At 52.1% G+C, this 14,394-nt stretch carries 15 protein-coding genes; 8 read left to right on the top strand and 7 right to left on the bottom strand.

Going from position 1 to position 14,394, the window contains the following annotated elements:
* Positions 1–10: 10 nt before the first annotated feature.
* Positions 11–1,117, bottom strand: a complete 1,107-nt coding sequence (locus GLW01_RS06800; protein ID WP_160898587.1) for an AAA family ATPase — start codon at positions 1,115–1,117, stop codon at positions 11–13.
* Positions 1,110–2,309 (bottom strand): DUF262 domain-containing protein, encoded by a 1,200-nt coding sequence (locus GLW01_RS06805; protein ID WP_160898588.1) that lies wholly within the window; start codon positions 2,307–2,309, stop codon positions 1,110–1,112. The genes GLW01_RS06800 and GLW01_RS06805 overlap by 8 nt, the downstream gene beginning before the upstream one ends.
* Before the next feature lie 391 nt (positions 2,310–2,700).
* Between GLW01_RS06805 and dcm the strand changes: the two genes are divergently transcribed.
* From dcm to GLW01_RS06820, 3 genes are read left to right on the top strand one after another with little or no spacing between them, the layout of a single operon-like run.
* Entirely contained in the window at positions 2,701–4,137 is a 1,437-nt protein-coding gene (gene dcm / locus GLW01_RS06810; protein ID WP_160898589.1) for a DNA (cytosine-5-)-methyltransferase, read from the top strand.
* A 57-nt stretch (positions 4,138–4,194) separates the two neighbouring features.
* The gene (locus GLW01_RS06815; RefSeq protein ID WP_160898590.1) at positions 4,195–5,409 is read left to right on the top strand and encodes a type II restriction endonuclease; all 1,215 of its coding nucleotides are present in this window, start codon (positions 4,195–4,197) and stop codon (positions 5,407–5,409) included.
* A gap of 30 nt (positions 5,410–5,439) precedes the next feature.
* Positions 5,440–5,925, top strand: coding sequence for a very short patch repair endonuclease (locus tag GLW01_RS06820; protein WP_340162438.1), 486 nt, complete (start codon positions 5,440–5,442; stop codon positions 5,923–5,925).
* On the opposite strand, the gene GLW01_RS06825 is transcribed toward GLW01_RS06820, so the two are convergent.
* Both GLW01_RS06825 and GLW01_RS06830 read right to left on the bottom strand, forming a co-directional pair.
* Complete coding sequence (locus tag GLW01_RS06825; protein ID WP_160898591.1) at positions 5,906–6,859, bottom strand: HNH endonuclease; 954 nt, start codon at positions 6,857–6,859, stop codon at positions 5,906–5,908. The two genes, GLW01_RS06820 and GLW01_RS06825, sit on opposite strands and share 20 nt — an antisense overlap.
* A gap of 160 nt (positions 6,860–7,019) precedes the next feature.
* Positions 7,020–8,378 (bottom strand): hypothetical protein, encoded by a 1,359-nt coding sequence (locus GLW01_RS06830; protein ID WP_160898592.1) that lies wholly within the window; start codon positions 8,376–8,378, stop codon positions 7,020–7,022.
* 293 nt (positions 8,379–8,671) lie between these two features.
* Here GLW01_RS06830 and GLW01_RS06835 point away from each other — a divergent pair, with 293 nt between their 5' ends.
* The 5 genes from GLW01_RS06835 to GLW01_RS06855 all read left to right on the top strand — a co-directional run bounded on the left by GLW01_RS06835 (position 8,672) and on the right by GLW01_RS06855 (position 11,812).
* Positions 8,672–9,688 (top strand): hypothetical protein, encoded by a 1,017-nt coding sequence (locus tag GLW01_RS06835; protein WP_160898593.1) that lies wholly within the window; start codon positions 8,672–8,674, stop codon positions 9,686–9,688.
* 9 nt (positions 9,689–9,697) lie between these two features.
* Positions 9,698–10,123 carry a hypothetical protein gene (locus GLW01_RS06840; RefSeq protein ID WP_160898594.1) on the top strand — a complete coding sequence of 142 codons (426 nt, stop codon included), beginning with the start codon at positions 9,698–9,700 and terminating at the stop codon, positions 10,121–10,123.
* Entirely contained in the window at positions 10,120–10,641 is a 522-nt protein-coding gene (locus GLW01_RS06845; protein WP_160898595.1) for an ankyrin repeat domain-containing protein, read from the top strand. Before GLW01_RS06840 ends, GLW01_RS06845 begins: the two co-directional genes overlap by 4 nt.
* Positions 10,642–10,910: 269 nt before the next feature.
* Positions 10,911–11,336: a hypothetical protein gene (locus GLW01_RS06850; protein WP_160898596.1), complete on the top strand. Its 426-nt coding sequence runs from the start codon at positions 10,911–10,913 to the stop codon at positions 11,334–11,336.
* Between the two features lie 65 nt (positions 11,337–11,401).
* Entirely contained in the window at positions 11,402–11,812 is a 411-nt protein-coding gene (locus GLW01_RS06855; protein ID WP_160898597.1) for a hypothetical protein, read from the top strand.
* Positions 11,813–12,045: 233 nt separating this feature from the next.
* Here GLW01_RS06855 and GLW01_RS06860 read toward each other — a convergent pair whose 3' ends face one another.
* From GLW01_RS06860 to GLW01_RS06870, 3 genes are read right to left on the bottom strand one after another with little or no spacing between them, the layout of a single operon-like run.
* The gene (locus GLW01_RS06860; protein ID WP_160898598.1) at positions 12,046–12,666 is read right to left on the bottom strand and encodes a MarR family transcriptional regulator; all 621 of its coding nucleotides are present in this window, start codon (positions 12,664–12,666) and stop codon (positions 12,046–12,048) included.
* A 45-nt stretch (positions 12,667–12,711) separates the two neighbouring features.
* The gene (locus tag GLW01_RS06865) at positions 12,712–13,557 is read right to left on the bottom strand and encodes a hypothetical protein (protein WP_160898599.1); all 846 of its coding nucleotides are present in this window, start codon (positions 13,555–13,557) and stop codon (positions 12,712–12,714) included.
* Positions 13,557–14,219 (bottom strand): hypothetical protein, encoded by a 663-nt coding sequence (locus tag GLW01_RS06870; RefSeq protein WP_160898600.1) that lies wholly within the window; start codon positions 14,217–14,219, stop codon positions 13,557–13,559. Before GLW01_RS06870 ends, GLW01_RS06865 begins: the two co-directional genes overlap by 1 nt.
* Between the last annotated feature and the right edge of the window lie 175 nt (positions 14,220–14,394).

The raw sequence follows: 14,394 nt of genomic DNA on the forward strand, positions 1-14,394 counted from the left end.
ACCCCTCCCACTACATTAACAGCCTTTCTAAAGACTTACCCCATTCATCAAAGAACCCATCAGGCCAATAAGAAAGCTTTCCACTATTTTTTATCTTCGGGCTTTCAACACTGCTTCTTCCTTCCGACACATTTCTGGAGAAATAATTCAAAACGACTTTATTGGCCGGAATATAATTCTCTTTGACTGAAAGGCGAATCCCATTAAGGACGTGATCACTATGAGTTTCGATTATTATTTGAACTCCTTGATTTGCAGCCTGAGACAGCATTCTTCCAATCTCAAATTGACCCTTAGGATGCAAGTGCGCCTCTGGATTTTCCACAACTAGAAGCGAGCCTTTTGGAAGAGCGAGACAAGACACAATCACCGGAAGCACATACGTTATCCCAAAACCAACGTTAGTAGGCCGATACCAATTAGTAGACCCCAGTTTGTCCACGCCTTTATATCGAAAACGAATGGAAACATTATCAGTACTAGGGATACTGCTAGCTTCCAATGAGACCTCTGGACTAATAACATCTAACCATTGGGCAACAGCATCAATGAGCTTCACTTTCCGTTCATCAGAATCGGCCATATCTCTTAACCTATCTCGATCCACAAAATGATCGCTATTCTTAGAAAGAAAGTCACCTGCGTATTCACCAAACTTGCCGATATAACAAGCGCCATAGCGTGAAGACGCCTTCTCATTGTAAATTGTCGCAGGAGAAACTCTATCAGCTGCTAAATACTGAAAGTCTTTATTTAAGACCGAATCCAAAACTGCATTATCGTCTTCGAGCGAAACATTCAAGCTACTCGAATCCTGATTTCCGTCAAACTCTATGACCGCCTCCCCGATATAATTTTTTAATTTAATACTGACAGAATCAGAATCACCAAATTCAGACAACAAATCACTGCCTTTCCCTAGAGCCACAAAGTCTCCATTCAAATTTATTTTTTCAAGTGACTTATTTTCAAAGTGACTTTGAAAGACCAAACAAATAGCCTGAACACAAGAACTCTTGCCTGATCCATTCAGACCAGCCAGCAAGGTTATATTACCAAACCATATCTCTTGACTGACAAATCCTTTAAAATTAAACAGCTCTACCGAATCAATCATCAACAATCTCGCTTATTGACTCATTTAAAGCTTCAATCCTAGTATTGGACGCCCACCCCCTGCCGGTTGCAGAATACATCGACTTATAAAAATCACCTTCCGCATCCAAAGACATCGCTGCAAACTTTTCCATGAACTGATCATTTTTATCTTGTAACTTAGCGAATTGATCACTATCCATTAGGGCCATAGCTACCGATTCGCTTTCAAAGAGCCCCTTGTTTATTGGTTTTCTAGATTGCGTCTTGTCGCTATATTTCCGGAACGCCAACCTTCCAAAAATCTGAACGGATCGCTCCATAGCCACAAAAAATGCAGACTTTACATTTTTCCAATCATCTTCCGTTAACTTTTGCAGCGTATCCTCTACCATATCATTCAGAAACGAATCCAAGTTCTGATCATCTTCTCTTTTTTTTGAGCTTGAAAACAAGATGTAATGACACACAAACCTCAAAACCAGTTCGTGATCTTCAAGCCTACTTCCTTTCACCTTGTACTCAGTAGCCTTCTTGAACTGCTCACTTTCAGCCAACTCCCTGACCACTTCTCTCCATTTTCCGGAAAATATCGCATTCCGAATTTCTTGTCCCTTCAGGGGCAAACCACCTCTATTGATTCTGGAAAATATATTAAATTTTACTTTTTTAGGTGTCCCAGGACGGATTATGTGAAGCGTCAACTCAGTCTCTTCAATCCTCCGCTGAAAAGGGCGAGGTAACTTTCGGAACACGTCACCCTCAAAATCTGTCAAAGAATTGAGCCGTCTCAATTTTAATGGATCCAGAGCAGTCCCCACTTCCTTATTGAGATCATGCACGTCATAGAAATGTGCTATTGCGCATAATCGCTGAAGCCCATCAACCACTTCATAATTGCCTTCCTCATCTTCCGATACATAAAGCGATGGTATCGGAATTCTTAGAAGCATAGATTCAATGAGTGAGCTCTTCACCGCGTCGCTCCATAGATTTGCTTTTCTCTGGAAATCCGGGCTTAAATTGAGCTCCCCCTCCCTTAACCGCTTCATTAGCAGATCCACAGTTCTTTGCTGAGTAATAACATCGATCTTCTTGGGATCAAAAGGTGTCTCAATGCCATCCTCGTCAAAACTATCTTCTGCTTCTATTCCTGTCCCTTCTCCTTTTCCATCGGTTTCTTCTAAAATTTCCTCTAGTGCCTTATTGCTCATCTAATCCTCCATAAAAAGCTGCGTACTTTAGAGCCTAGTTTGACCATGCTTGGCCCATGCCTAGCCGCACCAATTCAAGGATCGGATGCAGGCTAAAACGGGTCAACTCCACGCCCGATCTTTTTGGTGTTTTTGTTCCAAAAACACTCAAGTTCGGCCCATCTGTATCTATCCAGCGCCCCTGATGAGGACTACGACCAGGATCGATTTTTGCTCGGTGGTCCACATTGCCCACTTACTGACCACCCAATAACTTCTACGCCTCACCTACTTGAACCACCGGCCTACACTGTACATAATTACAGCTACGTTATTGGTTGATTGCATGGATCAAGTAGGGAAAAATGCGTGATATGCGATCACACGATCAACCCAGAGAAGGGACAAGGACATGCTGACTTCCCCCGATACCCCGTCAAACCCCTCTGAAAGCGCAGCTACGCAAGCTAAACAGTCGAACAGTGATGATCTCAACCTTCTGCAGCGGATTCATGAGATTTATGACCAGAAGCAGATCGCAGAAATGCTCGGAACAGTTTCACCGGGGCACTGGACTCGTGAAACCATCAACCGTGCATTACAGGGGAAAGCGGCGCCCCGTTTTTCGCATCATGAGTTTAACTACCTGCAGAGTATTCTCCCCTCCCGACCTGCACACTACGATGACCCGGAGTTCCGGTTCATCGATCTTTTTGCAGGAATCGGAGGCATTCGGAAGGGGTTCGAATCAGTGGGCGGCAAGTGCGTTTTCACGTCTGAATGGGATCACAGTGCGCGTCGCACGTATAAAGCCAATTTCTATTGCGACCCGGATCATCGGGAGCATGTATTCAACCACGACATCACAGACGTCACACTGAGCGCCGTCCCTGACATTGATGAAGAAGAGGCGTATCAGTTCATTGACGGGCAGATACCGGATCATGAGGTGCTTCTGGCGGGATTCCCGTGTCAGCCCTTCTCTCTTGCAGGCGTATCCAAGAAGAATTCCCTGGGGCGTCTTCACGGCTTTGAGTGCGATACACAGGGCACCCTGTTTTTCGATGTTGCAAGAATCATAGCCGCCAAGAAACCGCCGGTTTTTCTTCTCGAAAACGTCAAGAACCTCAAGAGCCATGACAAGGGTAAGACCTTCCGGGTTATCTGCGAGGCTCTCGATGAACTCGGGTACGAAGTGGCCGATGTGGATGCGCCGAAGGGACGCGACCCGAAGATCATCGATGCCGCAAATTTTCTCCCCCAGCATCGTGAGCGGATCGCCCTCATCGGTTTCCGACGTGATCGCGGGCTCCATGAGGGATTCTCACTCCGAAACATTTCCGAACACTTTCCGGAACGCATCCCCCGGTTCGGAGAACTTCTCGACTCCAACGTGGATGACAAGTACATCCTCACACCGAAGCTGTGGCAGTACCTTTACAACTACGCCGCCAAGCACAAGGCCAAGGGAAACGGCTTCGGCTTCAGCCTCACAAGTGCGAATGATACGGCCAGAACACTTTCTGCCCGTTATCACAAGGATGGCTCGGAGATTCTTGTGGATCGTGGCTTTGACCCGAATCAGGCATTTGATTCGAAGCATAACCTTGAATTCCGGCCACGGAGACTGACGCCGAGAGAATGCGCCAGGCTCATGGGGTTCGATGCACCCGGTGAAAGCACTTTCAGAATTCCAGTCTCGGATACCCAAGCCTACAAGCAGTTCGGCAACTCTGTTGCAGTGCCGGTTTTCACCGCGGTAGCTGAAATGCTGAAGGAACGGATCCCTGCGCCCCGCACATCGGAACCTGAAGCACCACAGCAACTCCGGATACCTCTTGCGGTTTAATGCTCCCGTCGGGCAGGATCAGTACAGATCTCTGCCCGACAGGAACAGCCGCAACTAATGACAAGACTCTCCGACCACTTCAGCGGCGTATCAGCAAAACGCCTCAGCATTGTTGAAACCAGCCGCAGCGACTCCAACCAGCACGAGTTCAACGGCACGGCCGGGATGAGGCAATATCTCGGCAAAGAGCGATCAACTTTCCCCGCCCGCTTTATATACATCGGAAATGATGAAGAAGATCGCCTGATGGTTGATGACCATGTCACCTGGTACGACTCCAGAGAGCGTCATCCGAATCGTTCCGAGCATCGTCTCTACTTCCGGGACAATGACGTAATGAACCTCGCCTCTGAAGGTGATGTCATGATTGCAGCACTCGACCGGGAAGGGAACATGCTGCTTGTTATCGTCAGTGATGTGAGCCAGTTGCTGGGAGACGTATTATGGCTTTTCGGTCTTGGTGAGCTTCCCGGCTCCGCTTTCATAACCATTGAGACAGCGGAAAGTTCTCATGCCTCAGATGCACTGTTCTACTACATTGCAGAACAGGCCGGGATTCAGATTGAGGAGAAAGTCAGCGATTCCTGGCTGGATCTGATTTTGGAAAGATTCGGCCCCGTCTTTCCCAGAAGCCGCCAACTCTCCGCCTTGGCCCTTGAGTCGCTGGACGGAGAAATATCCCCGGTTGAGGAGCCCGACAACACACTTATTCGGTTGCTGGACCGGGAAGAAAGGATGTTCCGGGAGCTTGAACGTCATATCGTTTCCAGTGAGCTCCGAAACAGGACTGAAACCTGGGCGGAGAACGTGGATGATTTCATTTCGTTTTCTCTGGGAGTACACAATCGCAGGAAATCCCGTGCAGGCCATTCACTGGAGAATCACCTTGAATGGATCTTCACGGAGAACAGGCTTGAATTCCAGCGAGGCGTTCATACCGAAAATCGATCCAAGCCGGACTTTCTATTCCCTGGATCCGCACATTATCAGGACCCGAACTGGCCCGCAGACCGTCTGACAATGCTGGGAGTAAAAACCTCATGCAAGGATCGCTGGCGCCAGGTTCTGAACGAAGCAGCCCGAATCCCCGAAAAGCATCTTCTCACCCTCCAGCCGGGAATATCCGAACACCAGACTCGAGAAATGGACGGAGCGAACCTTAGACTGGTGTTGCCGAGAAATCTCCACCGAACATACTCAACTTCTCAGCAAAGCTCTCTGATGGATCTGGATCTGTTCATCAATGAGGTTTTGAAGAAACAGGCGGCTTAAGGAGCAGCACCGACTCCGGGAGAAAAAAGCGTGGTGGACATCAAGAACAGGGACCAGCGCTCACACAATATGTCTGCGATCCGCGGGAAGGACACTAAACCGGAAATGCTTGTCCGGCGGTATCTTCATTCCTGCGGCTACCGGTTCCGCCTTCACCGAAAAGATCTCCCAGGCAAACCGGATCTGGTCATGCCGAAGTATCAGCTCGTCATTTTCGTGCATGGCTGCTTCTGGCACAGGCATGAGAACTGTCGATACTCAACAACCCCCTCCAACAGATCCGAGTTCTGGCAGGAGAAATTCGCGAAGAACGTTGAACGGGATTCCAGAAACAGGGAGGCGCTTCTTGAATCCGGATGGAGGGTGCTGATCATCTGGGAATGCGGGCTTAAACACGCTAAAGACGAACTGCCGGAGCTTTCCCGTCTTATTGAAAATAACACTGGTTTTCAGGTCTGGCCTGCAACTCCCCCAAAGCCGAGAGCGCTTTCTAACGTTATTCAAAAACGTGGCTAGCATGCCATTCCAATGCCGTCTCGTGCGGCATAAACCTCTCATTTTCCGGACGTCGCACAAACTGCCCGGAAAGCTCTTTCAGCTCATTATTGACCGGCAACGCACTCGCTGCCTCGGAGACCTGTATCTGCATCTCAGGTGTCACAGTAAAGAGACCGTTATCAAAAGCCCAGTGATGATTCGGGCACAAAGCCAATCCATTACGTGGATCATCAGTGCCTCCTGCCGCCACAGGAATAATGTGCGCCGCCTGGGCTGCTGCCGGTCCCTCGGGGACACTTAATCCCGAACCACAGACGCAGCAGCGATAGCCATATTCACTTAGAACCAGTCTGGAGAATGCTGCTCTTCTGACAGGCTTGCGTGCATTACTATTACGATGGTTTCGATCTGCAAACCCGAGGAATTCTTCCTGTGTCTGCGCCCAGAGGGTTGATTCTTCGTTCTCAATTCCATTCGTGCTTAAGACTTGCTCGCCAAGCACCCCGGAACGTCTATTGTTAACGCGAGATTGCAACTCCGCGTATCCGGAATCGTTTCGCCGAATAAGCTGAAAGCAATAACGTTCTGGCTGGTCAAGATGTCTCCGTATAAGAAGGAAGTCACCCGCTACTGCCTCGTTTAGTAGAGGGCGCAAGTTGTCAGTAACACGTGTCTCCGGGTTACGGGTAGCTCCCCATGTCTGGTACTGATACCGTGAGTTTACTCGTTTCAGGAACACAAGCCCCAGATAAAGGTCCGCCTGAATCCTCACGCCGGCAGTATTTTGTCCAAGTGGTAGTTCCGGAAAATATTGCCGAAGATCTGTAGGCAAAAGAAATCCGGCTTGATGGCCTCTTGCTTGCCCCGTGTCATTACGAGGCAAACGCTTAAAGAGGGGGTTGTCCCAGTCATTGACATTTGGGAGCTCGTTAAGAATTTCAGATAATGACATATAAAAAATTTCCGAAATTGAGCCAGAGCTCTACTTCTAACATTATAGAAAGAAGATTTTTTCATACATTGACCGCACCTTTAAAAGGGGGACGCTCACGATCGGTGCCGCTACTATAAGGTTGCAATTGTGTAGCTACCCATAATCATCCCTACAAGCGCTACTGCTCGGCAGCCCCATCCAAATCTTTACCGGGATCGTCATCCTCCTCCTTCTCAACCGGATCCCGCCGATTAATCCTAGGGGGCGGCGCCACCCAGGCCCGGAGCCTCTGCCCTACCTGTTCATAGAATCGCGGCACCGCTGCTTCCAGTTCATCAATGAAGACCTTGTTCCCGGCGAAGCGTCCGGCCAGGTCGACCATGTAGAAGACTTCAAACTTCGAGGGCACGACGTTGGTGGTGTCGGAATCTAGGGCGTTGGCGTCGTTCATCAGTGTTTCCAGTGGCGCCTGGGTTTCCTCGGCGTTGCCAGTGCGGAAGGCTTTCACGAACATGTCATTGGTTTCGGCCTTGGTGAGCTGTCGTGTCAGCCAGTTGACCCGGGCCGATGTGCGTTTCTTGTCCTTGGGCGCGCTTAGCTTCATGGAGCAGGAAATGGTTCGCTTGGTGAGGTTGGCAACCACCTCGATGTCCGTGGCGGCGTGGGGCACGTCCAGCACGCAGCGCAGGACCTGTTCGTTCACCAGCGTCTCGCAGTCGTCCTTGAGCCGTGCCTGGGGGTCGGTGCGGTGCGCGCGTGAGAGCTTGAGGCCGACGTTCTGGCCCAGCTTGCGGCTCATAATCAGGCAGAGATCACGCTGTTCCTGGTGCCAGCAGGAGACGGTGTTGATCACATCCTCGGAGTTCTTGCCCAGCGATGCCCCACTCTTCACGTGCCCGACCACGTCCTTCCATTCCGGGTTCATGCGGTCGAAGTTGGAGACGCCGCTGGAGTCGTGGCTGAGGTACCGCTGGACTTCCTCCAGCACGAACTGCTGGTCCTCGGATTCAACGCCGTCCTGTTCCAGCAGCAGGGTCGCCTGGGTGAGCGCGTACATCCAGGACCAGTGATAGAGTTCGACGCTCTTGAGGTATTTCTTAGGGAGCTTGATGGGGTGATGGGTGGGCAGCGCGACAAACTGGTTGGAGATGGTGATGACAGCGTCCAGCTTGTTCTCCTTGGCGATCTGCAGGTACTGCTTGAGCTGTTCCTCCCCCACCTCGGCGTTGCCGATCTTGGCTTCAATCAACGCCCGCCACTGCTTCTTGCCCGTGTCCAACACCAGCAACCCGTCCGGCCGCTCCTGCTTGGGCACCTTGGGATCAGACTGGAAGACCACCTCCGTCCACGCCTCCACCTTCGCCTTCTTCCCGACCCGTATGCCCAGGGAGTTGAGCATGATCTTCTGGAACTCATGCACACCCCGGAACGCGGCCAGCAGGATGGAGGCGGCGCGTTGCTCTTTGTTTGAGTCGGCGGTGACGGGGATGAGGCGGGCAATCTCGCCACGGGTAACGCAGTCCGGCAGGTCGATCATGGCTGCTTGTCCCTGGTTGGTGGTTCTCACGTCGCTGTGCAATGCAGCGGCTGAATACCCTGCCTTGCAAACCGGCCTTGCAAACCGGCCTTGCAAACCGGCCTTGCAAACCGGCCTTGCAAACCGGCCTTGATTCAGCGTAGCAGACAACAGTGCAATGGGGATCATAAAAGGCCATGGCGGTAGGGCCTTCGCTTGACACCGGAATCGACGGTTTGGAAGATACGCCTGTCGTCACGGAGACAGGGAAGACGACACCCAAGGACGAAACAGATTCAAGGAGCGAGCCCACCATGCCCCACGTTGTAAGCGCCCCCTGCGGAATGAGCAGTCGCCGGCTGGCGGAACGCCACCTCCGGAGCAACGACGACGAAACCACCCGGCAACTCCAGGAAAACCTCGAACGGAACAACTCTAGCAAGCTCAGTAATGGCACCACCAAGATGCCGGCGCTGATCGTAACGCCGGATGGAACCCGGGTGAGCGAGCGAGAGGAAACCGAATGCGACCGCCTGAGCAAGGACCTGGATCGGCTCCAGAGGCGGCTTGGCCAGGAGAACTACCGCAAACTTGTTGAGCTTACCAACACTGCCGGTCCGGAGGCGCTCAGCGTTGTTATGGCGGCCGAGCGGTGGGTTCAGAAGCATAAGGACTCACTGTCTATGGGCCTTGGCCTGACAGGTGGTGCGGTTTCCGGCGCAAAAAGCCGACTGGACGAGTTCGGCAAATCGCTGGCCCGTTACGAGGATGCCCTTAATACCTATCTGCTCAGTAAACATACACCAGCTGCCAAGCGTGCCAAGGCAAGAGAAGCGGCTCAGCGAGCCTTTAAGGATCTCAACAGTCGCTTTGCGGCGGAACTGGAAACGATGGCTCAGAGTTCCCGCTACAAAAATTGGGTCCACAATCCTTTCCGGAGCTTCGCTGGTGGCGTTGAAGCTTCCTTCAATAGCAGTGGCAGCCCCATCAATTCCCTGCCCGAAACCAAAAGGCTCAACCTGGGTCTTAGTGCAACGCGGGTTCTGAGTAAAGGGACGTTTGCGCTTGACCTTGTGAGTCGTGGGACTCGGGTCATGTACAGTGACAACAAGGATTATCAGCTGGCCAAGGAAGCAACGAGCCTTGCGTTTTCTCTGGGCGGTGCCTCAATTGTAGCCCAGGGCGTAACGCTCGGTTTAACCCTGGTGTTGGCTCCAACTGGGCTGACGCTAATCGTCAGCGTCGCAGCCGCATCCGCACTTTCTGCTGTCATTATCGATCTCCTTGTCCGAGATATTTTTGACGCGTCCGCTAACGCGTTAACCGACTGAGAGGGTTTCGTGATATTCATAGCCAATCCGTGCGACAGCGTCATTCTGGGTTATCTGATTCCGATTGTGATGTTCCCGGTTATCCCACTCATGATATTGGCGTATCCCATTTTAGGCCGACATTTTGACGAGAAAGTACACAACCGGGAATCTCCGGATTTCTGGATTGGGCCAATAGGGACTTTCATCGCGCGACCGGTGGGCTATGCGTTCTATATCGTCGTTAACGTTGATTGGGACAAGCTCGAAGCACGTGCGAGACGGCGTAACCCTGACCACAACCCTGTAGCCCTGCTTACCAGAACCTATGGCCACATTGATTTTCGCGGCGAGGCTAACACCCTGCAGATCGGGCTGAGCTGGCTTTACGTGCTATCGCTTTCCTTAACGGTGCTACTCGCTTTCATTCATGCTTTCTGCAAATACGTACTATGAAATGGCTATCCTCAATCGCCGGTCTACTGATTGTTGGCCTTCTCGGCTATTCCGGCCTGAGCTTCTACGTTCTGCAGGCAAGCAGCCCAGATACCAACGCGTCCTGCGCTATCGGTGACAGCGGGACTCATATCCCTCAATTCGCCTGCCGTTGGTATCTTGAGCATCAACTGACTAGTAAAAGAGAAAGCGGCGATGCCCAGAGTGTGCTTCACTTGGCAATCGGCGCTTACCCAACAGATCCCGAGCAAGCTCAGGAGATTATGGAGCTGGCCCTTTCTGAAGGCGCACAGATCAACGATTTCTCGCCGGTGACCGGTTATCCCCCATTGCATGAGGCGGTCCTGCTCAACGAGCCGCGGCTTGCTGAATTCCTCCTCCAGAGAGGAGCCGATCCGGAGATAGAGGATCAAAACAAGGAGGTGACGGCGCGTGAACTGCTGTCGGCTATTGAGGAGCGGAATCCGGAAAAGGATCTGTCAAGGATGGTGACACTGTTACAAGAGGAACGAGAATAGGAAAGCGGCAGGAACGGGAACATACGGCTGTCAATTCACTCGAGGCAGGTCAGCTCAAGCTGATCGAAGGCTTATGGCCAGAGCCGCTGCGGACAACTTTTTTCAGGGAACCTGTTTTTGTCTTTGCTCTTGTAGGCGGTCCAGGAGGGCTTGTTCTTCTAATCAGCACGGCTGCAGTTGGCAGGTTGGCCGCTTACGGCGGGGACTCCTTTGGACGCCTGCTGTTTGATACCGCTGCAGAACCACTGGTCGACTGAAAGGTCATTGTTATGGATGCCAGTTCGTTGTGTGAAAGCACCTTTGTTGGGATCCTGGTTCTCATAGTCGGGCTCCCTCTTCTTCCTTGTGTGCTGCTCGGCTATCCACTGCTTGGCCGACATTTCGACCCGTTGATCCGCGAAAGGGCCTTCCCTGATTTCTGGCTAGGACTCCTCGGGACGCTCATCATGCGACCGATTGGGTACGCCCTACTCGTTGTAGTGAATCCCGACTGGGAAAAGATCAGGGCCAAGAACAGCCATCGGGATAACAAAGGGGTTGATCTGGTCGCGATGTACCTCCGGACCTATGGCGGTATCGACTACCGCAATGAATCCAGTTGGCTGCAGTTCGGATTCAGCCTGATTTATGTGTCGTCGTTACTCCTGATAGTGCCGCTGGGCCTACTGCTTGCTCCATGCAGTTGGTCTGGATAAAAAAAAGCATGACTTCGGTCTTTTGCCTGACATTGACCTGTTCAGGCTGTGTAACAGCAGAACCCATGCCGGCGAAAGCCCGGTATATGGCTTTTGAGGAGGCCCTTAGCGATACAGACGATAACCGCACCTACGGCAAGTACCTCTCGAACCGACTTATGTCCTTTCATAAAAAGGCTGCGTCGAAGGAAGAGCAGGATTCCTACCGAAAACCGGGCGCTTTCCCGTTGTGGCTAACGGAAGAAACCGCATTCCACGAACGCAGCCGTGCTGAAGGGCAATGCGTGACGGTTTCAGGTAAGACATATGATGGCAAACCGGGCTATGTAGCCATTCGCTATATCAAGGAGCACGGCTCCTTGAAGGCAGATGACATTCACTATGAATACCTGGAAACGCGCCAGGATTTCCCTTCGGAAGCCATATGCCCGGATGAGATAACGCTGTCATTTCCCAGCGACGAAGATGGGCAATGAACAGCACCAAAGGACCTGGAATCTCGGTCCACAAATGGTTTTCCCTCTCGCGGGTACACTGGTTGTTGGTTTCCTCGGCTATACCGGGCTGGGGCTGGGGTTGCGGAGCCTGCACACTGCGGACATAGAGGATGTATCACTCTGCGTGACCGAGGACAATACCCACGAGGCCAAACAACGGTTAAGAATTCAATCTGGAAATGCTGCCCTGTGTCACCCCCCTTACTACAACACTATTCGAGCCACTCAATGCTCCCATCCAGCGCAACGAGTAAGAGTGAGAGTGTTGTCCTGGACTTGGCAAGGTCTGGGAGGCGATGCCACAAACCGCGGTACTGTTTCAGATCTGGCAGGGCGATAGAATATGAAGCATTAGGATCATCCATCCGTTGAAGCGTCTCTCCAAGGATCCCGAGAAAATAGTTAACCCTCATTGGCGATCTCGACCCCGGTCCTTTCACTTCAATGATCCAGCGCTCGGAACCACGATTGGCCTCGATATCGATACCCTGCACGCTGCCCCAGGCCACTTGAGTGCTCCAGCGGGCACGCTGAAGCCATTGATCCAGTACTTCCTTGATCTCATCTTCGGATAGCGCCTCCAGGTCATGGTTCTTCTGCTGGCTTCTGCCAGTAGGCGCCTCATGACGTTCAGCATTGCCTTTATAATTCCCAATCAGGCCATCTGCGCGCCTTTGCCTGACGACAACTCCTTTGGACTCCAATCCCCGCGCAGTCTGATTAACAGGTTGTTGAGGAGCACTGGCGCCTCGTAGCTGACTGGTAATCTCACGATCAGTCATCCCGGGTGATTTGGAGATGAGCTGAAGAATTTGGTCGGTCAGACTCCCCATTGGAAGACCTCCTAAGCTTCCGTTCCTATAAGCAGGACAGACACGCTATTTCACCAGTGACTCTATCCAGGAGAAAGCTTCCGGGTAATCACTCGTATCAAGCACAAACTCCTGTCCACGCGGAACACACTGGAGCCGGCACTGCTCCCCGTCCAACTGCCAGCGGCTCAGATCGTCATGCTGGCTCAATGGCCGTTTCCCTTCGGAAGGATAGAAAAAGCCTGGGAGTTGCCACACGCTGACCTTTTTGCTGCCCGGCACGGTAAGCCGTAGCTCATCGTTCATACTCTGGAACACGCCTGCACCCTGAATCCTCATGGGCCCTCGCCCCAGATCCAAGCTCTCGCGCGCAATATATAGCGTATTAGAGGGTTTTGCCTCACGGTGAAAGTGTGGGTGATCCTGCACCCACGGCAACCTTTCTCCCAATGCTCCATCAACCGGACTGACCTCTTCAACCTGAAGCCATCCCCAGAGGGCATGGAATGGAGCCGATTGCCTGTCAAAGCGCCATCGCCCATCGACACGCTCAACGCGACGGAAAAGACCAAAGAACAGGAACAGGTCACCCTCCGAGACGCCTTGATTTCGCAGATGCCCCTGAGCCTGATCAATCTGCCCCAGGGTGGGACGCCAACCAGGTTTTCGGGAAGTCAGTTCAGGTGCCAGGTCCGGATCCAGGTGAGCCCTGTGATCCCTCCGTTTAGGATTCCCGGTCAGGTCGGCAACCAGTTCACCGACGTTGATGCCTTCATACTGCAGATCGCTGTAACGTACCGAAGATTGTTTATCCGGTATGGGTAGCGACAGGAAACTGCCATCCGGAAATACAGGGCTCGGGCAACCGCCTGCACTGGAATCGAAACCTTTACGGCTCAGTATCAGCTTCATCAGCAGCTTCCGCAGGACTGTATCTGGGACGTACTTTCTTCATCTTTCCAGTAATGCGGCAATCCGTGACAACCTGGCTTGAACTCAGAGCGGACGTAGTCAATAAATTCCCTAGCTCGCGCCCGCTCCGTCCCCCATCCATGGGCCGCCTGCCCTTTCGGCACCTTAGGTCGGATTTCAGGAGGAAGGTACATCGGGTCCCTTCCAAAATAATAGAATTCGTCTGCTATCAGCACATACCGGCCGCCGATATCCGTCTCGCGGTGACCCAAATCAGGCCCGGATTCTGTCCAATGATTAGGATTTATCAATTGCTCAAAATGCGCTGGCTCGTGAGCCCATTCGCTCAGGGGCCGATAAATATTATCTCCGGTTTTGGGATAGGGCCCTTTAGTCTTCATGTTGGGGATTTTGTCCTGAAACCGCGGGTCCCAGAAGTAATCGCGAATCAGTGTCTTCTCCCCTACCCGCATCAGGTACACCAGTCTTTCATCACCAACCGGGTCTCCGTTCAGTTCCCCTGATGTAAACCCCGCAATCCAGTCACCGACACGTTTACATCGGCGAATTTCAGGCTTACAGGTGGCAAGCGTAAGCGTGTGGCCAAAAGGGTTGGGTGCGAAGCCTGAGTCATGGGTTATTTTGTACGAGAAGAGTCTCATTAAGCTCCCTTGAGGGCCTCGGCTTGCGCCACGTGCCTTCGCTCAGGCCATGGCAGAAATTCCAAACCTTGGAGTGGAGTTGACCCGTTCTGAAACTGGCCTTGATCCAGCGTAGCAGAGAACAACGCAATGGGGATCATAGAAGGCCATGGCTGTAGGGCCTTCGCTTGACACC

This window comes from Vreelandella halophila, assembly GCF_009856365.1.
Taxonomy (GTDB): Bacteria; Pseudomonadota; Gammaproteobacteria; order Pseudomonadales; family Oleiphilaceae; genus Halospina; species Halospina utahensis_B.

What these genes read in the sequence shown, in the direction of transcription:
- GLW01_RS06825 (WP_160898591.1), bottom strand. Translation starts at nt 6,859, where the DNA reads ATGTCATTATCTGAAATTCTTAACGAGCTCCCAAATGTCAATGACTGG.
- GLW01_RS06835 (WP_160898593.1), top strand. Translation starts at nt 8,672, where the DNA reads ATGCCCCACGTTGTAAGCGCCCCCTGCGGAATGAGCAGTCGCCGGCTG.
- GLW01_RS06865 (WP_160898599.1), bottom strand. Translation starts at nt 13,557, where the DNA reads ATGAAGCTGATACTGAGCCGTAAAGGTTTCGATTCCAGTGCAGGCGGT.
- GLW01_RS06800 (WP_160898587.1), bottom strand. Translation starts at nt 1,117, where the DNA reads ATGATTGATTCGGTAGAGCTGTTTAATTTTAAAGGATTTGTCAGTCAA.
- GLW01_RS06815 (WP_160898590.1), top strand. Translation starts at nt 4,195, where the DNA reads ATGACAAGACTCTCCGACCACTTCAGCGGCGTATCAGCAAAACGCCTC.
- GLW01_RS06850 (WP_160898596.1), top strand. Translation starts at nt 10,911, where the DNA reads ATGGATGCCAGTTCGTTGTGTGAAAGCACCTTTGTTGGGATCCTGGTT.
- GLW01_RS06830 (WP_160898592.1), bottom strand. Translation starts at nt 8,378, where the DNA reads ATGATCGACCTGCCGGACTGCGTTACCCGTGGCGAGATTGCCCGCCTC.
- dcm (WP_160898589.1), top strand. Translation starts at nt 2,701, where the DNA reads ATGCTGACTTCCCCCGATACCCCGTCAAACCCCTCTGAAAGCGCAGCT.
- GLW01_RS06860 (WP_160898598.1), bottom strand. Translation starts at nt 12,666, where the DNA reads ATGGGGAGTCTGACCGACCAAATTCTTCAGCTCATCTCCAAATCACCC.
- GLW01_RS06805 (WP_160898588.1), bottom strand. Translation starts at nt 2,309, where the DNA reads ATGAGCAATAAGGCACTAGAGGAAATTTTAGAAGAAACCGATGGAAAA.
- GLW01_RS06845 (WP_160898595.1), top strand. Translation starts at nt 10,120, where the DNA reads ATGAAATGGCTATCCTCAATCGCCGGTCTACTGATTGTTGGCCTTCTC.
- GLW01_RS06870 (WP_160898600.1), bottom strand. Translation starts at nt 14,219, where the DNA reads ATGAGACTCTTCTCGTACAAAATAACCCATGACTCAGGCTTCGCACCC.
- GLW01_RS06855 (WP_160898597.1), top strand. Translation starts at nt 11,402, where the DNA reads ATGCCGGCGAAAGCCCGGTATATGGCTTTTGAGGAGGCCCTTAGCGAT.